This is a genomic window from Lysinibacillus sp. A4 (assembly GCF_024919535.1).
GTDB lineage: Bacteria > Bacillota > Bacilli > Bacillales_A > Planococcaceae > Lysinibacillus > Lysinibacillus capsici.
Genome location: NZ_JANWTB010000001.1, coordinates 585,718 through 607,327 on the forward strand (window position 1 = coordinate 585,718; position 21,610 = coordinate 607,327).

Annotated in this window: 21 protein-coding genes and 1 other RNA gene; all 22 read right to left on the reverse strand. The window is 39.5% G+C overall.

What is annotated here, in order from left to right; translation table 11 throughout:
* Window positions 1-101: 101 nt before the first annotated feature.
* The 22 genes from mdh to NY607_RS03425 all read right to left on the reverse strand — a co-directional run bounded on the left by mdh (window position 102) and on the right by NY607_RS03425 (window position 21,570).
* Entirely contained in the window at window positions 102-1,049 is a 948-nt protein-coding gene (mdh, locus tag NY607_RS03320) for a malate dehydrogenase (protein WP_259419147.1), read from the reverse strand.
* The gene (locus NY607_RS03325) at window positions 1,049-1,417 is read right to left on the reverse strand and encodes a BMC domain-containing protein (RefSeq protein WP_016991930.1); all 369 of its coding nucleotides are present in this window, start codon (window positions 1,415-1,417) and stop codon (window positions 1,049-1,051) included. Before NY607_RS03325 ends, mdh begins: the two co-directional genes overlap by 1 nt.
* A complete protein-coding gene (locus NY607_RS03330; protein ID WP_004269324.1) occupies window positions 1,410-1,694 on the reverse strand; it encodes a EutN/CcmL family microcompartment protein in 285 nt (94 codons plus the stop codon). The genes NY607_RS03325 and NY607_RS03330 overlap by 8 nt, the downstream gene beginning before the upstream one ends.
* A gap of 36 nt (window positions 1,695-1,730) precedes the next feature.
* The gene (locus NY607_RS03335) at window positions 1,731-2,600 is read right to left on the reverse strand and encodes a phosphate propanoyltransferase (RefSeq protein ID WP_259419148.1); all 870 of its coding nucleotides are present in this window, start codon (window positions 2,598-2,600) and stop codon (window positions 1,731-1,733) included.
* A gap of 12 nt (window positions 2,601-2,612) precedes the next feature.
* Window positions 2,613-3,203 (reverse strand): phosphate propanoyltransferase, encoded by a 591-nt coding sequence (locus tag NY607_RS03340; protein ID WP_054550779.1) that lies wholly within the window; start codon window positions 3,201-3,203, stop codon window positions 2,613-2,615.
* Window positions 3,204-3,331: 128 nt separating this feature from the next.
* The gene (locus NY607_RS03345; protein WP_004269321.1) at window positions 3,332-3,610 is read right to left on the reverse strand and encodes a BMC domain-containing protein; all 279 of its coding nucleotides are present in this window, start codon (window positions 3,608-3,610) and stop codon (window positions 3,332-3,334) included.
* Between the two features lie 20 nt (window positions 3,611-3,630).
* Complete coding sequence (locus NY607_RS03350; protein WP_009370494.1) at window positions 3,631-5,121, reverse strand: aldehyde dehydrogenase family protein; 1,491 nt, start codon at window positions 5,119-5,121, stop codon at window positions 3,631-3,633.
* Between the two features lie 15 nt (window positions 5,122-5,136).
* A complete protein-coding gene (eutL, locus tag NY607_RS03355) occupies window positions 5,137-5,787 on the reverse strand; it encodes an ethanolamine utilization microcompartment protein EutL (RefSeq protein ID WP_036077522.1) in 651 nt (216 codons plus the stop codon).
* An 11-nt stretch (window positions 5,788-5,798) separates the two neighbouring features.
* The gene (gene eutC, locus NY607_RS03360; protein WP_259419149.1) at window positions 5,799-6,809 is read right to left on the reverse strand and encodes an ethanolamine ammonia-lyase subunit EutC; all 1,011 of its coding nucleotides are present in this window, start codon (window positions 6,807-6,809) and stop codon (window positions 5,799-5,801) included.
* Between the two features lie 9 nt (window positions 6,810-6,818).
* Window positions 6,819-8,189 (reverse strand): ethanolamine ammonia-lyase subunit EutB, encoded by a 1,371-nt coding sequence (locus tag NY607_RS03365; RefSeq protein ID WP_008176446.1) that lies wholly within the window; start codon window positions 8,187-8,189, stop codon window positions 6,819-6,821.
* 5 nt (window positions 8,190-8,194) lie between these two features.
* Complete coding sequence (locus NY607_RS03370; protein WP_054550776.1) at window positions 8,195-9,616, reverse strand: ethanolamine ammonia-lyase reactivating factor EutA; 1,422 nt, start codon at window positions 9,614-9,616, stop codon at window positions 8,195-8,197.
* A gap of 17 nt (window positions 9,617-9,633) precedes the next feature.
* The gene (locus tag NY607_RS03375; protein WP_004269315.1) at window positions 9,634-10,134 is read right to left on the reverse strand and encodes a EutP/PduV family microcompartment system protein; all 501 of its coding nucleotides are present in this window, start codon (window positions 10,132-10,134) and stop codon (window positions 9,634-9,636) included.
* A 10-nt stretch (window positions 10,135-10,144) separates the two neighbouring features.
* The gene (gene eutS / locus NY607_RS03380; RefSeq protein ID WP_004269314.1) at window positions 10,145-10,486 is read right to left on the reverse strand and encodes an ethanolamine utilization microcompartment protein EutS; all 342 of its coding nucleotides are present in this window, start codon (window positions 10,484-10,486) and stop codon (window positions 10,145-10,147) included.
* Window positions 10,487-10,512: 26 nt separating this feature from the next.
* On the reverse strand, window positions 10,513-11,757 hold the full coding sequence (gene eutH, locus NY607_RS03385; RefSeq protein ID WP_054550774.1) for an ethanolamine utilization protein EutH: 1,245 nt from the start codon (window positions 11,755-11,757) through the stop codon (window positions 10,513-10,515).
* A gap of 83 nt (window positions 11,758-11,840) precedes the next feature.
* Complete coding sequence (locus NY607_RS03390; RefSeq protein WP_004269312.1) at window positions 11,841-12,419, reverse strand: ANTAR domain-containing response regulator; 579 nt, start codon at window positions 12,417-12,419, stop codon at window positions 11,841-11,843.
* Window positions 12,412-13,872: a sensor histidine kinase gene (locus NY607_RS03395; protein WP_259419151.1), complete on the reverse strand. Its 1,461-nt coding sequence runs from the start codon at window positions 13,870-13,872 to the stop codon at window positions 12,412-12,414. The genes NY607_RS03390 and NY607_RS03395 overlap by 8 nt, the downstream gene beginning before the upstream one ends.
* A gap of 226 nt (window positions 13,873-14,098) precedes the next feature.
* Complete coding sequence (locus tag NY607_RS03400) at window positions 14,099-16,006, reverse strand: ATP-dependent DNA helicase (protein ID WP_048389992.1); 1,908 nt, start codon at window positions 16,004-16,006, stop codon at window positions 14,099-14,101.
* Between the two features lie 85 nt (window positions 16,007-16,091).
* Window positions 16,092-17,228 carry a THUMP domain-containing class I SAM-dependent RNA methyltransferase gene (locus tag NY607_RS03405; protein WP_048389991.1) on the reverse strand — a complete coding sequence of 379 codons (1,137 nt, stop codon included), beginning with the start codon at window positions 17,226-17,228 and terminating at the stop codon, window positions 16,092-16,094.
* Between the two features lie 3 nt (window positions 17,229-17,231).
* Complete coding sequence (locus NY607_RS03410; protein WP_131519732.1) at window positions 17,232-18,977, reverse strand: GGDEF domain-containing phosphodiesterase; 1,746 nt, start codon at window positions 18,975-18,977, stop codon at window positions 17,232-17,234.
* A gap of 486 nt (window positions 18,978-19,463) precedes the next feature.
* Window positions 19,464-19,844, reverse strand: an RNA gene (rnpB, locus tag NY607_RS03415) — RNase P RNA component class B.
* A 60-nt stretch (window positions 19,845-19,904) separates the two neighbouring features.
* Window positions 19,905-20,201, reverse strand: coding sequence for a cell division regulator GpsB (gene gpsB / locus NY607_RS03420; protein WP_004269307.1), 297 nt, complete (start codon window positions 20,199-20,201; stop codon window positions 19,905-19,907).
* Window positions 20,202-20,322: 121 nt separating this feature from the next.
* Window positions 20,323-21,570 carry a ribonuclease H-like domain-containing protein gene (locus NY607_RS03425; protein ID WP_259419152.1) on the reverse strand — a complete coding sequence of 416 codons (1,248 nt, stop codon included), beginning with the start codon at window positions 21,568-21,570 and terminating at the stop codon, window positions 20,323-20,325.
* Window positions 21,571-21,610: the final 40 nt, after the last annotated feature.

Consider the following 21,610-nt stretch of genomic DNA (forward strand, 5'->3'; position numbering starts at 1 on the left):
TGTTCGGTTTCCAATCAAACATTTTTTGAGCTATCATGAAGTTTTATTGGAAAGAAAGTTGGGGATCCTTTCGATCCATTTAAAAATAGAGTCTGTTTACTCTATTCAATGTTTTGGCAAATAGCAATTACCTGTTTCACAGCTTCTGCAGAGTGCTGAAGGGCTGTTTGTTCTTCATTTGTTAGGTGCAATTCGATGACAGATTCGATGCCATTGCCACCTAAAATAGTTGGTACCCCTAAAAAGAGATCGTGGTACCCATATTCTCCTTCTAATAGGGCAATAGAAGGGATAATTTTTCGTTGATCTTTGATAATAATTTCAACCATTTGGGCACACGCTGCGGCTGGAGCATAGTAGGCACTACCATTACCTAGTAAGCCAACAATTTCACCGCCGCCTTTACGCGTACGCTCCACGATTTGCTGTAGTCGTTCCTGAGGAATTAGTTTCTCTAATGGAATGCCGCCTGCATAGGAATAACGGATTAGTGGTACCATTTCATCGCCGTGTCCTCCTAGGACGAAGCCTGATACATCCTCTGGTGCAATGTGAAGCTCCTGCGCCACAAACGTGTTGAAGCGAGCTGTATCTAACACACCAGATTGACCGATGATACGATTTTTGGTAAAGCCTGTTTCCTTATAACACACATACGTCATAGCATCAACAGGATTACTCAACACAACAACAATACTATTTGGAGCATAGTGTTTAATTTGTCTTGAAACCTGTTGAATAATTTTAGCATTTGTTGTGACTAAGTCATCCCGACTCATTCCTGGTTTACGTGGAATACCTGCTGTAATAACAACAATATCCGCGCCAGCGATATCTTCATATTGACTCGTGCCTTTAATGGACACATTAAATTTTTCGATGGGGCCTGTTTGTAGCAAATCCAAAGCTTTCCCTTTTGTCGGGTTCTCGGCTTCTGGAATATCAACAAGCACTACATCGCCTAATTCTTTCTGTGCTAAAAATAAACTCAGTGTGGAACCAGTGTGGCCTGCTCCAATAACAGCGATTTTATTTTTACGAAATGCCATTATGCCTCACCTCGATTATCTGTCGCCGATGTTGTTTCTGTTGTTTTTTTAGCACGGGTTGCTGCTGGTGCAGAGACAGCCTTTTTCTTTGGTGCCTCTGGTCCTTTAATCATTTTAAAGACATCTTCATCAGGTCTCGGAATGACGTGAGCGCCTAATAATTCACCAACACGCATAGCTGCTGCTTTTCCAGCCTCTACTGCAGCTTGTACAGAACCTACGTCACCCTTCACGACAATCGTCACGATGCCACCATCCACAAATTCTTGTTTGACGATTGTGACATCTGACGCTTTAATCATCGCATCAGCGGCTTCATAAGAACCAACTAATCCTTTTGTTTCGATCATTCCAATTGCGCTACTCATTGTCCTCACCTCTCATTACTTCTGTAGAATCAATAATACCAATGACAACTGCATCAATCGGTAACGGATTATCTTTCATAATATAGCGAGATGACCCACCACTTGTAATCAGGACATCATCACCAATACCCGCTCCTATACGATCAGCTGCAACCATTTCTGTGCGAATCGGCTGTTGATTGGAATCAATAGGTTGAATGATTAGTAACTTTAAACCATTCAGCCCCTCCTCCTTGCGTGTTGCCCATACACTGCCTATCACTCTTCCCATTTGCATGAACTTCACCCTCTTTATGCGACACAGATTGTCTTACTAGTCTGAACGAATCGTTAATGTTTTATTTAACTCTCGCAGCTTATCATAAGCCAATGCTGTCACAATGGTTTTCTTTGGAACGACAATTTCTTGTGCATCGATATCGAGCACTTCTATTTGCGAAAGTAGCTTTTTGTCATAATGATAGACGGACGGTTGCTCTACTTTCTGTACGACTGGCGACTGCTCTTTCACAGTGATCATCGGTTCACTTACTTGATGATGCACGATTTCTGCAAGCGTTCCTTGCTGAATTAACCCTGCATTTGCTTCATCTGTATCAATATGCATTTCTAAGCGATAGCGCTCTGAAACACGGATACCCACATTCGATAAAATAATTGGGCGAATACCTTCTACCTTAATTTGGACAGATTGCCCATCTACGACTTGGAATCTCGCACTATCCGCTGGGGACATATGAATATGTGCCTGTGCAATAATGAGGCCTTCATTTAACACAACACTTCCCTTTGGACCAATTAATGTAACAGGACTGGAACCTTGAATATCACCAGAAATTCTTAATGGTGGCTTCAGACCTAATTTCATAGCATCTGTCCAGCTTACTTCCACTTGCGATAAGGAACGAGCGGGACCAAGAATACGCACGCGCTCAATTGACCCTTTTGGACCTGCAATTACTACAGTTTCCTCCGCAGCAAATTGCCCTGGCTGTGAAAGCTCAAATTTCGGTGTGAGCTGATAATTTTCACCAAAGAGCTGTTCAACTTCTGCTTGTGCAAGATGGACATGGCGGGCAGATACACCAATCGGAATTTTACCGTCATGTGGAGGGGAAGATTGATTTTTTAAGACTTGTTGCAGAACTTCTTCCACAATTTTTTGCACTAAATTTTCTTGCATCTTGCCTCCTCCTTACGATGATACTTTTATTAATTTACCCTGTGCCTGCTGTTCGATAAAACCAGCATTTGCTTCATCCGTATCAATGTGCATTTCCAGACTAAAATCATTGGAAACACGTACAACGACACCTCGGAAAGTGACAGGTCGATCACTTACAACTTCTACTGAAACTAATTCATTATTGCGTACTTCCAATGCTTTGGCATCTTCCTCAGTCATATGAATATGCGCTTGCGCAATGATGACTCCCTGCTGGATCTCTATTTCTTTGTCTTGAGAAAGTATTTTAATACCCGCAGAATTGTCAATATCACCTGATTGACGTAAAGGTGGTGTCACTCCTAGCTTCATGGCATCAGTGCGGCTTACCTCTACTTGGGTTGCTGGTCTTACAGGTCCAAGGACACGGACATTATGAATAACGCCTTTAGGTCCCTCAATAGAGACGCGCTCTTTTGCAGCAAATTGCCCTGGCTGTGATAAGTCGAAATCTTTCGTTAGGGTTGCATTTGGACCAAAAAGTGCTTGTAAATCCGCTTCACTTAGATGGATATGACGAGCCGAAATGGCCACTGGAAAAGTTTTTGTTGCTGTTGTCATGTTAGCCACCTCTTTATTTTGTTGATTATTTTATCAGGACAAGGTGAGAGCTGTTCTAAAGTTAGATCCAGCTCTCTTCTATATATGGTAGTTATTTTTCCATCTATAGCGTTTGAAAGAACATGAAATTATGCTTCTGCTTTTGGTAAAATCATTTCTAATTCGTGGTGTGGACGTGGAATTACATGGACAGATAATAGCTCTCCTACACGTTGTGCTGCTGCTGCCCCTGCATCTGTTGCTGCTTTTACTGCACCTACATCACCACGTACAAGAACTGTTACGATCCCGCCACCTACATGTACTTTGCCTACTAAATTAACGCTTGCTGCCTTTACCATTGCGTCTGCTGCTTCAATTGCTCCTACTAAACCTTTTGTTTCTACCATTCCTAATGCTGTACTCATTTGTCATTCCTCCAAATAATTTATTTATTTTGTAATGTGATTTGTTTTAATACTTGATCGACAATTTGTTGAACCATCGTTGTATCAAGAGTAGGTTCTTGTGAAACTACCGATTCAACAACGGACTGTACTTCGAATTCTGGTTTTGGCACTTCGACATCTTTAATGCCATACGCCATACGTTTGATATTTAATAAATGTCTTGCTGTAATGTTGTCTGACGTAATATTGCCGCCAAATGTCCCACAGCCTAATGTAAAGGATGGTGCTAAGCCCGTTGTGCCACCTACTGCACCAATTGAGGATAATGTATTAACCACAATTCGTGATACTGGTAATTCGACAGAAAATTGCTCTGCTAATGCTGCATTTTCAGTGTGAATTGAGCATGTATGTCCGCGTCCTCCAATATTTAGCAGGTCAATCATCACCTGCTTGGCTTCTGTACTGTTTTCAACAACATAAAGCGCAAAGATTGGTGATAGTTTTTCAAGAGAAAACGGAATATTTTTACCAATCATTGTTTCGAAGCCCACAAGAACTTTTGTATCGTCTGGTACCGTGATACCAACAGAATCAGCTAGGCAAGTAGCTGATTTACCGACAATCTGAGGATTTACTTTCCCAGGAACTGGCGAGATCAATTTTTCCATTTTAGCTTTTTCTTCGGCATTTAATAGATAGGCACCATTTTTCTTTAATTCTGTTTGCACTTGCTCGGCAATCACCTTATCCACAATAATAGCTTGCTCTGTTGCACAGATTGTGCCATTATCGAACGATTTACTTTGCACCAATTGGCGTACAGATTTTTGAATATTAGCCGATTTTTCAATGTAAGCTGGTACATTTCCTGGTCCAACCCCATAGGCAGGTTTGCCAGAGCTATAGGCTGCCTTGACCAATGCACCACCACCCGTAGCTAAAATTAAATGGATGTTTGGATGCTTCATTAGCTGCTGTGTTGCTTCCATGGAGGACATTGTTAAACATTGTAGTAATCCTTCTGGCGCGCCTGCTTTCTCAGCAGCTACTCGACAAATATCTAAAGCCTCTTTTGTACATTTCACTGCATATGGGTGTGGACTAAGCACTAAACCATTTCTCGTTTTTAAAGAAATAAGTGTCTTAAAGATCGCTGTAGAGGTTGGATTTGTTGTTGGTACGATACCAGCAATGACACCAAAAGGACTTGCAATTTCGGCTACTTTTTTCATCCGATCATAGCCCACAATACCAACTGTTTTTAATTCTTTAATATCTTCATAGACATCTCGTGAAGCTACTTCATTTTTCATCTTTTTATGGTTAGGAATACCCATTCCTGTTTCTTGCACAGCCATTTTTGCTAAACGCTCTGCTTCCTTAAAGGCAGCATCCGCGACAGCCTTTACAATGTTGTCTACTTGTTGCTGAGAAAATTGCATATAGGCAGCCTGTGCTGTATTAGCATGTTTAACGGCATCTCTCATTTCCTGAATCGCTAATAAGTCTTTGTCTAATGTGGCCATAAAGCCGCCTCCCTTCTAAATCACTGGGTTTCTAGCTATATTTTCAATAGCTTCTCTGAATGCATGTGCCGCAGCCTCGCATGAAGATTGACTGCCAGTTAATAAGCCGCCCCCAAAATTGGTTTCAGATGGTGGACCAAAGAAAACCTTTAGCTCAACATCTGCAGCCTTTAATGCTGCATCTAATCCAACAACCGCTTCAAGCGGCGGAGCAATTAAATAAGCAAGTGGGGTGCCAACCTTTACATCTGCAAGCTCAGCAAGATACGTCCCACAGCTTGCCACGGTATGGGCAAACAAGGCATGATTGTCATTATTATTAATGGCTTCAAAATACGTATCAAATTCAATTTTTTGTTGAATGGCATCAAGACCACTACGAATTTCATCAGGTGAGCTTCCAGCAATAATACCAATCACTTCACCTGACAATGGACCAGACGCATGTGCCGCTCCAGCATAAAAGCTTTTTGCATAAACAACATCGACATCTGCCTTTTTCGTCGCCTCATCTAAGGCAACATAGCCAACATCGTCGATTGTCAGTGTGACAAGCCCAATGCTATGATGATGTGGCTTTAAATCTAACTGCTCTGCTAGTTCACTGTTGACTCTTGGAATGGTTTGCATCGCCAAGATTTGCGCCATAATTTTTTGAGGATACATATTTCAGCCTCCTAACCTTCTTTTGCGACAAGCTCTACGCCACTTGCCTGATAACGCAGGATTTTTTCTACGACTGTGCCAAGATAAGCTCCCGCTTCTAATGGTGGGATACCACCCTTATGGATATTTGAAATTACCATACGTTCCGCTTCCACTGTCCCAATTCTTGGCTTGTAGCATAAATATGCACTCATCGATTCTGCCGATACGAGCCCTGGACGCTCACCAATTAGATAAACAATAACCTCTGCCTGTAGCAGCTCACCAATCTCATCCATTAAAGCAACACGCCCTTTATCGATATAGAACGTAGTACCAATGTCAATATTTAAATTGCTAAGACTTTGCTGAAGGGCTAAGTAAACATCTTGAACATTCTCCTCAATCGCACTTGCACTCAAGCCATTCGAGATAATAATCTGTACCTTTGGCTGTGGTTTACATTTTTGCTGAATCAATGCCTTTGATTCTTCTGATAAACGACGCCCTAAGTCAGGTCTTGTAATGTATTCCTCTTTATCTGTGACTTTCGTTGTGACCTGAAAGACATCAAGCTTTTGTAAAAGATCTTCTGTCACTTCGCCATATACAGCATCTACCGCAGCAGCATGATCAAGTCGGAATTTTAACCAGGTTTTCGTTTTCGGTCTTGTCCCCGCTCTTCCTACACCAATACGAGCAGGTGTATGTTTCTTAGCAGCCTGCACACTTTCACTTAACGAGCCCGCCTCAAACTGAAAGGGCTTGATTGGCACAGCATCATTTACTGGTTGTTCGAAAGTAGCAGAAGTAACCGTCGTTACTTGCTGTGGAGCTCCATGCTGATACAGCTGAATTAATGGTTCCTGTGATGTTGCGATAGTTTCTGTTGTTCCTGAAGAACGATTTTCTACTGTATCATAAAATTTAATAAGTGGTTGTTCTGTTGGAGTAGCTGCTATTTCAGGTGTTTGGCTACCTGTACTTTTCTCCATCTTCTCCATGACAAGCTGTGTAATCATAGAAACTAATTGATCATTCACTTGACTCACCTACCTTTCAAAAATGGATAAATCGCCAGCTCTTGCTGACAGTCGACCATTTTCATAAATGCCCATTTTCTCTAACCATGCTAAATACTCTGGTGCTGGTTTTTTACCAAATGTTTGGAGTAATGTAGCCACATCATGGAAGCTCATCGATTGATAGTTGAGCATCACGTCATCGCCCATTGGCGCAGCAATAATAAAGTTAACACCAGCAGCTGTCAGCAATACACTTAAATCTTCCACATCATTTTGGTCTGCCTTAATATGGTTGGTATAGCAAATATCTACCCCCATAGGAATACCATGCATTTTGCCCATGAAATGATCTTCGAGACCTGCTCGAATTACTTGTTTATTGTTGTATAAATACTCTGGGCCAATAAAGCCAACTACAGTGTTCACAATATAAGGATTAAAATGTCTAGCAAATCCATAATTGCGCGATTCCAGTGTTACTTGGTCAATGCCCATATGTGCCTCTGCCGATAGCTCTGAGCCTTGACCTGTTTCAAAGTAGAATAAATTTGGACCAGTACCTGTTCCTTGTTTTTTAATGAGCTCCTCTGCTTCTCTTATTAAATCAGCAGAAATACCGAACGAACGGTTAGCAATTTCTGTGCCTGCGATACTTTGGAAAATCATATCTGCTGGGGCGCCTTGTTTAATTGCCTTCATCTGTGTTGTAATATGAGCTAATACACAGTTTTGCGTAGGAATGGACCAATCATTGATGAATTCCTTTGTAGCCGTAAGCACTTTTTTGACACTTTCAACTGAATCATCTACAGGATTAATGCCGATAACAGCATCCCCAATACCATAGGACAGTCCTTCTTTTAGAGAGGCGATGATGCCATCAATATTATCTGTCGGATGATTTGGCTGTAGACGAGATGACAGCGTCCCTTTTTGACCAATCGTAATATTACACGTTGAAAGTATTTCAACTTTATTGGCTGCATGTACAAGATCTAAATTGGACATTAGTTTTGTAACAGCGGCAATAATCTCGGAATTCATCCCTTTACTTAAACGCTTTAATTCACGATCACCCGTGTCATTTGATAAAATGTATTCACGCAGCTGCTCGATGCTCCAGTTTTTGATTTCTCCATATATTTGCTCATTAATATCGCCCTCAATAATGCGTGAAACCTCATCATTTTCTTGTGGCACTAATGGGTTTTCGCGGATATCTTTAACTAAAAGCTCACTTAATACTGCCTTTGCTGCGATCCGTTGTTGAACCGTCTCAGCGGCAATACCTGCTAGCTGATCGCCTGATTTTTCTTCATTGGCCTTAGCCATAACATCTTTTAATGATTTAAAATTATATTTTTCTCCACCAAATATCACCGATAAGTTCACATTCATCCTCCTTACTTTGAATGGAAGGCAAGGGTCTTCACCACAACAGGAACGACGCCAGATGGCAGAACCTCTCCAATGTCGATGTAATCGCCCGTTTCCACTTTAATTTGATCGATGCAAATAATTGGTACTGTCGCATTTATGGCTTGTATGGTCTGTCCAATAATCTTTGCATAATCTGATTGAATGACTATGATAATTGGTATGTCCTTAGAGCATCTTGTCGCCAAATGTAACAAAATGGCCTGACACAATGCATGTACATCCTGAAAGCTTAAATATGGCAATTCACTAAAATAGAGGGCAAATGGCGAACGATTGTCCTGTATAGAAAATAAATCATTTGCTCTCTCTACTGCTGTCTTTACCGTCGAGTTAAAATCTGTTGAAGAATCTATATGACAATTGAAGACAGGTACATTTTTTAGTGGTAATACTTGGGCATCCACCTGAATGGTTGCCCCACTGATTTCAGTGGTTTGTGTACCAGCACCAGTCACTGTTGCACGTGCTGTTTCCTCTGGTCGTAACCATAAAAATGATTGTAGCTGTTCATGCTGAAGTAGCATTTTCGCTAATTTTTCACCAATATCATCATATTGACGCTGGGTACATTCATTTTCATAAATACAAGAGGCCACACCACCCGTAAAAACGATGGCATCCACAGGTTTATGCCAGTTTGGTAAATGCCCTAGTAATAATGGATGCTTTTCATCTCTGCATTGTCCATGAAGAATCATGGCAAGTGTTTGCACCATTTCTTCAATACAATGTGTCACTCGAATATCTTCGGCCGCATCACCGACCGCTAACGGATTAGTCCATCGTTCCATCAATCGCATGAGTGGCGGAGAAATTGATTGAATCTTGCCATCCTTAAACTCAATCAATCTACCACCAACATGTAAGGTACATGTACCAATGACCTCTCCAAATTGCATAACAGCAATATTCGCTGTCCCTCCACCAATATCGATATTGGCGATGACTTTGGATGAATTCTTTGATTGCTGTAAAGTACCTGCCCCTTTGGCAGCAATGATGCCCTCTAAATCAGGACCTGCGGTAGCAACTAAAAAATGACCTGCGCCATCTGCAATGGTATGGACAACCTCACTTGCATTTTCCTTCGTGGCTGATTCACCAGTAATGATGATGGCCCCAGTTGCAATATCAGATGGAGCAATTTGTGCCAATTGATACTGTTGAGAAATAAATTCCTCTATCTTTTTCATATCAATGATGTCTTTATTGATAAAAGGGGTTCTAATAATTGGACTTTGATGCAACACCGTTTTCTCAATAATTTCAATCCTTGGCACATGTGTTACGCCAGCCACATTCTTTAACAGAAAACTACTGACAACCATTTTTGTGGTACTTGTCCCAATATCAATGCCTGCACTAAATATTTTTTCAGTTTTCACCCTACACCTCCCTCTCGCTACTGTGAGCAATACATGAGATACGGACTATCGCTTTCCTTAACAAATTGTCGAATTTCTTCATTTGTCTTGAGTTGAATCAATGGTTCAATCAATTCAATGCCAAGCTTTTGCCATGAAGAGGTTTTCACGATAGGGCCCTGCGTCATAACATTTTTTAATAAGGCGGTAGCCCTTTCTACATCTGCATCAGGGGCATCAATCTTGGTAATAACCCCTATTTGTATTTTGGGAATCCCTAAGCTGAATTGCGGAGGGAATACACTCCTTGCTGATGTGGCATCCTGCAAGTAAATCACATGGGTTACTTCCAAAGATGTTGCCATAATATTCCTGTAATACATTGGATTTTCAACATATTCACCTGGTGTATCAACAATCCAGTCATCATAAACGAGTGCTTGTGTTTTGTTGGCACTGCTTTCTTTGCCCAACAATGTATTCATCAATGTTGACTTTCCTGCTTGCACACCGCCTATTATCATTACTCGATTTTTCATATGACACATCCTATGATTTTGTTATTTTTGATGGTGTATAACCTAATACCTCGGATAAAAAACGATTGATTTCTAACATCGCCATTTCTACCTCTGACACACTACCAACAATAACGAGACTACCTGTAAAACGATCTAAAAATCCTAGTTTGACATTGGCAGCCTTTGTTGCTAAGTCTCCTGCAATAATTACCGTTTCACTTGGCGTACAAGTCATAATGCCAAGGGCACCTGCTTCTTGGATACCTAGCTTTTGAAACATTTCTGGATCAGGATTGGCAATAAGGTGACTCAATGTTAGCTGTTTACCCGGCACAAACTCCTGAATAAATCGTTTTTTCTCTTCACTCACACGTCATCACCTCACTTTTTAATCAATTAAGATTGTTGATCTGTTAAATACTCGCCTTCTTTGATAATGCCAGCCTTACGATCTTCAATTTCCAACCTTAATGCAGTTGGTACTGAAAGCTTATAGGCTAAAATAATCGCAATAACACCCGCTAAAAACTTCCCTGCAATAACAGGTAAAATAATGGTTGGCTGGAAGTTCGCCGTGAATGATAAGTGATCACCTAATAAAAAGGCGGAACATACACCAAATGCAATGTTAATTACTTTGTCTTTTGGTGGCATATGGCGAATTAGTGTAAACATCGCTAAAATATTCGCAATCGTTGCTAAAATCCCAGCACTTCCTACAGAGGATAAGCCTAATTTTTTACCAGCTGCTTCAAGTGGCTTGGAAGCATACTTTCGAATTAGATACACCATTGGGAAGGCACCCGCTAGCATAATCCCGATATAACCGGCTGTTTCTAATGCTCGGAACTGATCGATTTCATCAGCCATGATTGGATCGAAGCCCCACGCGCCAAAAATCTTTGTAAAAATACCTGTAAAAATCTCAACAATAGAGAACACTAACACCAATTTAATTCCCGCATCCATTACACGACCGAATACCATGAAGCCAGTAATCATGCCGTTTGGAATAAGCTTTAAGCCTAGTGCGATTAAGATAACGAAAATGAATAAAGGTAGTAAGTTAATTAATATTTGTAAAACAGAAATGGCAAATACATATGTAGGAGCCTCTGTTGTACTAATGACTTCACGTACTTCTGTGTTGAATAGCACAATCATGATCGAAGAAATAAATGCACCAATCGGAATTGTTAAAACGCCAGCCATAATTCCTAGCGCCATGTATTTATGATCACGCTTATCCAACATCGCAAGGCCCATTGGAATTGAGAATACGATAGTAGCACCTGACATAAAACCAACAACAAGAGCCATTACCCATCCCTCATAAGACTCCTTTAATGCATTGGCTAATTGGTAACCACCCATGTCCGAGGCTAAAATCGTCGTCGCTGCAATCGCAGGATCTGCGCCAATTAATTCAAAAATCGGACTAATAAAATGACTAATAAACCATGTTAAGTAAGGTATAGCTGCCATGATCCCTGCTGCTGGGACAAAAATATGACCAACCGTATGGATCCCATTCATAAATTCTTTCCCAATTCCATACTCAGCATCTCGGATAGCTCCGATTGCCCCTAAAACAGCACAAATCATAATAATATAAACGATAACCGTTCCTATCATTGCCATCTTACTCATCACCCCTTTTTTATTTATAAATTTATATAAAAAAAGGCACTTTAAAGAAGAAATCTCTTTAAAGCGCCTTTGCTTCAACTATTGACTTGTAAGTTGTTAATAATTTGCTGTGCAATATGCACCATTTCCTGTTGTGTTTGCATGCTTTCATTGCGAATCTTACGGTAAGCCTCGTCCTCGCTTATATTTTCAGCCTGCATCAGCAAGCCCTTCGCTCGTTCAATGACTTTTCGCTTATCTAATTGTGTTTGCTTATGTAAGATCTCCCCATTGAGACGGTTGAATTTATCAATTTGATGAAAAGCAACCTCAAGCACAGGCAACACATTTTTTTCAGAAAACGGTTTCATTACATATCCTAATATATTATCCTGCTTCATGTATAGCAACAATTCTTTTTCACTATAGGCCGAGATGAAAAGAACGGGTATACCAAGCTGTTGTTCAATAATTTTACTTGCCTTTAAACCGTCAAGTTTAGGCATTTTAATGTCCATTAAGATTAACTGAGGTTTGTGTAAAAAGGCTAATTCAATGGCTGTTTCCCCATTGTTCGCTTGAGCTACAACTTCGTAGCCGTTATCTTCTAACATAAACTTCAAATCAATCGCAATCAGTGATTCATCTTCGACAATCATAACTTTCCTAGTCATTTACGATAAATACCTCCTCACTTACAGGGAACTGAATTTGAGTATGTGTACCTTCATTACTAGGGATAATTGAAAATGAGCCAGCTAAATCATATTCTACAAGCCTTGTGATAATCTCCATACCAAAAGATGCCTTCACCTCTTGCATTCCAACGCCGTTGTCAGAAATATGAAGCGAAATTGTAGAATCTTCCTGAATGAATTGAATATCGATAACTCCTTCATCACGTCCGATAAACGCATACTTTAATGCATTTTGCAGTAGCTCACAAATAATGAGTGCTAAAGAGACTGCCTTTTTTGAATGGCAGAACAGCTGCAAATTTTCATGATGAAAGGCTAGTTGAATAGTTGCTGTATTAGACGTACCAATCATTTTATGACCAATTTTTTTAGCTAATGCGATAACGTCTACTCTTTCTTCAGCGTTATCTTCATTTTCTAAAATCAGCTCATACACCGATGAAATACTATAGATTCGATTTAATGCCTCTTGAAACGCACTTGCATTTGAAGCAGACAGATCATTTCGCATTTGTAAACGTAATAGACTTGTCACTGTCTGAAGATTGTTTTTCACGCGGTGGTGAATTTCTCGTATCGCAAATGTTTTCATCATTAGCTCATTTTCTTTCAGCTTAAGCTCTGTTAGATCATGAATAATGAGTAGCGTGACTTTCTCGTTTTGACTGCGAATAGGAATCTTCTTCACAATAAAGGACTTACGATCAATCGTAATTTCTAGGAAAAAGACATCGTCGCCTTTATCATAGACCTCCTGTAAAAAAGGTAAGATTTTATCCAACGCTATATTGTCAAAATTTTCTAATCCAGATAGCTCCGAAATAAAATGATAGCCTGCTGGATTACTATAAATCACTTTATTTTCGTGATTTGTGAGAATAATCGACTCTACGAGTAAATCAGAAACAACTGGAATTGGTTGAGAATTAGGTTCGACAATATGCTCAATTAATGCAAACGGCATATTTTGAAAATCATCCTTCGGTGTCGTTTGCATCTTCACCATTTTTTCCTGAATCAACACAGCAATTACTTGCTGCTGCTCATTAAAAATGGGAATGACATTTTGCTCCACCGTTATGCCTTCCTGCGTAATTGCTCTGGAAATGGATGATTTTTCTTTATGTTTAAACGCAGCAAATACGGCTGGTTCAAAACTTTCAAATACGAATTTTCCGATAACTGATTTTTCGTATAAACCAATCTCTTTCTTCGGGAATGCCTCTGCCACAACAATTGCATGCGGTAAATTCTCCAACAGGCAATCTATGAACATGTAACAATCAGTCAACTCAGCATAATACGTTAGCGTAGCCTCTATTTCTATTAACTTGTCAATATCCGTTGCCGATAGATTTGTATATTTTCTACACAATGATTGAATGTTCGACAGGTTTAAGCCCCCTATCAAGGAATAGTCAGCAAGCAATTTGACTATTCTTAAAAATCTTTGTCATTATTATAAACCTTTTGTGAAATTATTTTCAATATAAAAAATATATTCTTTCACAAGATTTCGTTGCATTACAAAGAACTATATAGCTTAAAAGAGAAATATTCAACAGTTTTTTAAAGATCCATAATTTAACTACACACATAATGTTATTTCGATATAACAAAAAACGAGCTTACCGTTTGGGTAAACTCGCTTCTTTTTATTTTATTTCTGGTACAACTGCTACTATATTTTCAAAGGCTGCGCGCTGCTTTTGTTCATCTTCATTTAATAAAATGTGAATGTCACCATGGTCATTCGATGTACGAATTAAGCGCCCCATCCCTTGCTGCAAGCGTAATTGCATGAAAGGTAATTCCACTTCCTCAAATGGGTTTTCGGCAAATGTACGTTTCGCATCAAATAATGGGTCCTGTGGAGGAAACGGTAAATCATAAATAATCACACGTGTTAATGCTTCCTCAGGCAAATCTAACCCCTCCCATAAATGATATGAACATAATGTTTTAACTGTTCCTTGCTGGAAGTCTCGAACAATGGCTGAAAGCTCTCGATCTCCCTCAAATGCTACATACATACGTTCCATTAGCGGTAATTCTGCCTTGAAGTTTAGCATGGCTTGCTTCGATTTAAACAAAATCAACGTTTGCTCACCATCACGCAGCAACTGCTGAACACGCGCTGTTTTGTCTCGTTGTGTAAGCTCATGTAAATAGATTTTCATAACCTCTTCATAGTCGAATGGGGATGGCACGGAAAATGATTGGTAATCTCGAATTCCTAAACTATAGGCAATATAAGAAAAGTCTTTATTGACCGATAGAGTGGCAGAAGAAAAGACGATTGGAAGCTTTTTAGAGAATAATTTTTCTGCTAAAACTTCTGTGATTAAACGAGGCATAATGACGAGCGTTTCTTCACCATCTGTTTCCTCTAACCAATCTACTGCATCTCCCTGTGCGATGAAAATACGCAACGAAGCCTCATATTGTTCTAAATATTCTTCCGCCATATTTAGCTCATATTCAGGAATCATGTACATTTCTGATTCAAAAACGAATTCTTCCATCAATGTTTCTACATCATCTATTAATTGCTTCCCATAAGCAAGCAATGTTTTTGATTTGTTTATGCGTTTGCGATCTTCATTAGAAGCAACGATATCATCACGAAGCTGATCAAAAAATAGTTCATGATCATCCTGTAATTTCTCCATTGCATACAGTGTGCGCTCGCGTACACCATCTACCATCAAGCGCTCCAATAATTGCACGATAGTCGTCGCCTGTACTTTATAGGTCATCGCTTTTTGCGCAGCATACTCCAATAAATGTCCTTCATCCAGCACCATCATTGATACCTCAGGCAGTAATGCTAACTGACCTTCACGCTCACGAGATTCCTTTGTAGCTAAATGCTCCATTAGAAAATCTTGTGAACAAATAACAAGATCGGTTGATTTTCGATAATGAGAGCGATGCAATGTTTGCCCACAGCGATTACGAAGGTCACAAACCGAACATTGCATAATCGAATTGTAATTAACCTTTTGCCAATCCTCATCACTGACTGTTGGATAATCACTGCGTTCCCCATATGGATGAACAGCAATCATCGAACCTTGTGCATAAACACCATCAGGGATAGAAAAGGAAATATCATCAATCCATTCATCCGACTCCACTTTCTCTGCTTCCTCAAAGCGTTTTAAGCATAAATACTGATCTCTCGATTTTGCTAGTCGAACATCAATATCAAGTCCTAACGTTTTTTGGAGTTTATAAATATCGCCCCCCTCTTTTACAAGTTGGTCGATTAATGTTTCATCTGCACAAGCAATCAACGCAGGTTTCCCTGTGTAACGTGCGTAGGAAATAGCTGGAAGCAAATAAGCGATCGTTTTGCCAGTTCCCACTCCTGCCTCTGCAAAGAGAACATTTTTTTCTTTTAGTGCTTGTTCTATTTGATAAGCCATAAAGATTTGCTCATCACGGCATTCAAAGCCCTTTTCTGGTAATTCATCATAAAGAACATCGCCCATCCAGTCACCTAATGAATCGAAAAATGAACGGTCCTTTGATAATGCAAATGGTAAAGATTTACGCAATTAATGTTCCCCCTCTAACTATCTGGTGCTATTATACGCGACGAAACGGAAGATAAGAAAAAATCTTATCTTCCGTTACTATTCGTTAATCTCTTTTAGACTTTTGACCCCAGAACTGATAATAATTTGTTTCAATAAAACCATTAAATAATTTACGTTTTTTCGTCGCTTGGCGTCCATATAATTCTTCAAAATTCTTCATGGAGGATAGCATATATACAGACCAAGTTGGATAGTTTTTCATGACCTTCCCAACATCGCGAATCACCTGTTCCACGACTTCCACATCACCAATACGCTCTCCGTACGGCGGGTTCCCAATCATGACACCATCCGTTAACTGTGTTGTAAAATCACGTGCTTGCATCTGCTTAAACGTGATTAACTCTCCAAAGCCTGCTTCCATTGCGTTTTCTTGCGCAATGCTGACCATACGGTGATCAATATCGGAACCAATAATTTCTAAAGGCTGATCATAGTTCGCTAAACTATCTGCTTCATCACGAACCGTATCCCAGATTGCAGCTTTCATCCATGGCCATTCCTCAGAAATAAATTCTCGGTTATAGCCTGGAGCTATATTTTGTCCAAACATCGCCGCTTCCAATGCAATAGTACCAGAGCCACAGAATGGGTCAACAAACGGGCGATTTGGATTCCATTTTGAAATTTGTACAAGTGCAGCTGCTAATGTTTCTTTTAATGGTGCCTCACCTTGAGCCTGACGATAGCCACGCTTATGTAGGCCAGCTCCAGATGTATCAATCGTTAGTGTCGCCACATCTTTTAAAATTGAAACCTCAATTTTGTAAGTCGCTCCAGATTCATCTAAAAAGCCAAGACGCTTATAATGCTGTTTCATTCGCTCAACGATTGCTTTTTTGGTAATGGCTTGACAATCAGGTACACTAAATAATTTCGATTTTACGGACTTTCCTGAAACAGGAAAAGCAGCGTCCACTGGTAAATACTTCTCCCAAGGGAGTGCCTTTACACTTTCAAATAATTGTTCGAACGATTTTGCTGGGAATTGCCCAACAACAATCTTTACACGATCCGCTACACGTAGCCATAGATTGGTACGCGCAATCGCCGTTTCATCACCTTCAAAATATACTTTGCCATTGTCAACGGTTGTTTCATAGCCAAGTGCTTTTACTTCTTGTGCCACAATAGCTTCTAAGCCCATTGCTGACGTAGCTACTAATTGATAGTTTGCCATAGATTATTTCCTTCCTTGATGCTCAATTTCCCAATACTCCATAAACTCCATCAATTCGTTTAACGGGAGTGGTTTGCTGTAATAATAGCCTTGGATAATATCACAGTTCATTTTACGTAGTATATCCACTTGTTGTGCTTGTTCTACACCTTCAGCAACAACTTTCATTTTTAAGCGATGGGACATTTGAATAATCGCATCTACAACTGCCTGTTTTTCATCGAGTGATCCAATATGCTGGATAAAGCTACGATCAATTTTTAAACAATCTAATGGGAAGCGAACCAAATAGCTTAAGGATGAATAGCCAGTCCCAAAATCATCGATTGAGATTTTAAAGCCTAATTGTTTTAAACGAACCAATTTACTAACTGTCTCATTGGCACTGTTCATCACCGTTCGCTCTGTCACTTCTATTTCAAAATTGTTAGCTGGCATATTATAGCGCTCTAATATTGTTTGTATCGACTCCAAAAAATTCTGCTGTTTAAAGTGAATGCTCGAGATATTAATGGCGACAGGTGTTTTCCAACCATATTGTTGCATTTGAATGACTGCCTCACATGCTTTTTCGATAATAAGCTCACTTAATGGAATGATTAGACCTGTATCCTCCGCATAAGTGATAAACTCAGCAGGCGAAACAAAGCCTAGCCTCTCGCTATTCCAGCGGACTAGTGCTTCTAAACCTTGAATCTGCTCATTTTCCATAGAAATCTTTGGCTGAAAATGTAGCTCAAATTCACGGTTTTCAATTGCTCTTCTTAACTCAGAATCTAGCAATAGCACTCGTTGTGCGTCGGTTTGCAGTTCATCAAAATAGAAGGAATAGCCGTTTAATTCATTCTTTTTTGAATAAGTCATCGCTCTATCTGCACAATTGATCAGTTCTTCTGTGTTTTTACTATCAACTGGATAAACGCTAATACCAATACTTGTAGAAATAAAAACTTCCTGATCATTTATCATCATTGGCTGTTCAATACTACTAATAATTTGTTCAGCAAATTTTGCAGCCTCTTTCACATTTTTCACATTGGTTAATGTAATGACGAATTCATCTCCGCCATATCTTGCAATAATATCTTTATTTTTCAGTAATTTTTTTAGTCGATTTGCTACTTCTATTAAAATTGAATCTCCAACAGCATGGCCTAATGTATCATTAATTTGCTTAAATCGATCCAAATCTAAGAAATAGATCGCATGCTGCACTGAATGAGAAATAGCAGAAGTCGATTCCAAGAGATTATCCATTCTTTCGATATAGGCAAAACGATTGGATACATCTGTTAATGAATCCGTGAGCAAACGCTTTTCTAATTCATTTTCTACTATTTTTCTTTCAGACAAATCTGTGAAAATACCACAGTAATTTGTAACCTCACCCTCATCGTTGGTTACACAAACAATTGTTAACCATTCAGGATATACGTCTCCAGTTTTACGACGATTCCATATCTCACCTTGCCAAATGCCTTCTTGTCGTATCTGCTCCCACATCTCTAAATAGAACGGCAATTCATGTACACCAGATTGTAAAACGGCTGGCGTTTTTCCAACCACATCATCACATGTATAGCCTGTCACAAATTCAAAGGCAGGATTAACCATTACTATTTTTTTGTATTTATCAGTAATCATGATACCTTCAGATACATTTTCGAAGATTTTAAGTATTAAGGTAGTCGGATATTTAGATATCAGTTTCAGTTTATCCGTACTTTCCCAATTGTTTACTCCGTTCATGTTTCCGCTCCATCCTATCTCTCTATACTCCCTCTCAGAAGGGCATTTACGTCAGGCCAACCACTATGTAATTATTACGCTCGGTGTAATTGTCACTGACGCTTCTCTTTTGTGCAATGAATGCGTCCAGATTTTTCGAATTTGCTCGAAAAGCGCCTCAAGTAAATCTATGACAATCGCCGAAGGCATTCTCTTGATAAGCAGGTAACCCCATACATCTTAAACAAATAAACCACTTAAAGAGGTAGTTGCTATACCTGGCGTTTGCTTACAATACAAAATATGTGAGCAGTCAAGATCAATACATCACATTGATGCGATAACCGTTTTCAGATGTTGTGACTTAGAAGCGGTAGCGATACTTCTCAAACGTATAGCGCATACCAAGACTTGATTAACAAGGTTACTTTTTCCTCATGAATTCAAAATAAAAGCTCTCCACCGAATTGGAGAGCGCTTGTTATTTCGTAGATAAGCATCAAAAAATTCCATAAGCCATGTTTTGTTCCCGAGTACTCAAACAGCTTGCGCCTCGTACGATCAGGTGGTAATCATCTATCTACAGAGCAAACTCTGTCCCTCTATCCGTTCAATTCCTTCTAGAGAGTGCCCCTACCATAATTTGGGTTTCTCACTCGTGGGGTTTACCTCGTTCCACCTTGCAAGTTTCCAAGCAAGCTTCGTCACTGTGGCACTTTCAGGAAGTGTCAACCATATCCAGAGGACTTAGGTTTTCCTTCCGCCGTCAGCCTTAATAGCTGCCTTACCTTATTTTTTCAGTAAGCACGAACACTACGGTCATCTCAGAACCGTGCGAGCATGGACTTTCCTCTACGACGTCTAGCGCCGCAGCGATTACCAGAATTTCGTGATGATACGAAAGATTATACTAGAGTTTTATGTTAAATACAATATAATTGACTAAATTTATTCGTACAGCTTGCTACCAAATACATGTTTTTCTAAATTAGAAAGACGTTTTAAAATATCAAAATTCGTTGTACCAGCTGCCGCTGAAGCAACAGGTTGTCTCTTAGGTGTGCTTTCAATTTCTTCTTTTAACTGTCTATTTTCTTCACGTAGTTGGGCCACCACTTTTTCAAACGTTTCATAGTCTTGAATAATTTCATCAAGAAAAGAATCTACTTCTTCTACATTGTAGCCTTTAAAGTTCTTTTTAAATTCCTTTTCAAGGATCATTTTTGACGTTAATTTAATGTCCATTCACATCGCCCTTCCTCACACTACATACACGAATACATTATAGCATACTTCATCACATTATATCGTCTGAAAATACTAATTGTAAGGCTAAACTTGTCGTTTCACGCGCTTACCCACGAATTTATTTCTTATTTCCTAATCTGTGTAGTCTCTTTTCCCAAGAAATTTCCCATTTTTGTTTTTGTTCTGCTCTCCATTGCCCATTATTTCGAATGAGACGTATGCCTTCTTGCGTATAATAAAGGGCCTGCTCATAATCCTTCATTTGGTGCTCATAAAGTATGGCTAGCTGCTCAAGGGCATGTAACTTTGTTCTTGCTTCAACAAAATGAAGGGAGGCCACGAATGAGTCAATAGCTTCACTATAGCGTTTATTCTTCTTGTGCTGTAAAGCTAAATAATATTGAGCATTGCCCGCTTCTAGCGCATCAAATTTTGATGTCACCTTTTCTAAAATCCTCACACTTTGTGTGCTTTCTCTTAAATCACCATACCATTTCCCAATGTTGGTGAAAGTTTTTGCCGATTCTTCATGGTCCTGCTCGAACAATAAATACGTAGAATGACTATACAGTGTGATAAGTGATAGTAAATCCCACTCATTATGATGCAAAACCTTTATAAGAGCATCTGGAATGCCACTTTTTACTGCATCCAAATAAATAATAGGTGCGAGATGGCCTGGAATATCCCCTTTACGCGAAAAACCAAGCTTTTCTTCCTCGACAGATTTTAATTTTAAGCGCTCCATATCATTTTTCCATAAACGCTTCGAACTATGCAACAAATCGATCTGTCGCTGAGAGCGTAATTTTGGTAAGGTTTTTTGATGCAATGTCCATCGTGTTTCAAGCTGTGGCCAATCAAAGCTTTTCCCATTATAGGTAATCACAGTAGCTGACTTTTGCCAAAGCTTGGATTCAAATAAGAAGGCTGCTTCATGTGCAGGATCTGCCATAATATATTGTGTGAGGATAAAGGATTCTTCAGCTACCTCTAAAAATCCAAGCAAAAAAATATGGGTCCCAACACCCTTTAAACCTGTTGTTTCCGTGTCAAAAAATAAGACGGACTCTTCCATATCGAGCGCATAAGGATGATCAAACTCAGCATCTTGCCATTTTTTCAGGGCTTCAAAGAACGATTGTAGTTGATAATGACCATGCTGATAGCTAAACGGATAGCTTACTTGACGCTTAAATACGATACCGTAATCATTTTCCACAACCGTTAGTCCCTCCTGTTTCCATTGCTCTGTATAGCTTGGCCTAGCAGGCTTTTGGAACGCTGATTCTTCAACTTTTTTAGCGGACATCGGTTTTTTTTCCAGCATTTTTTTCATTTGTAATATTTTATTTTCGTAAGACATGAATTTCACTCATTTTCTGCTTATTGTATAAGACATCTCT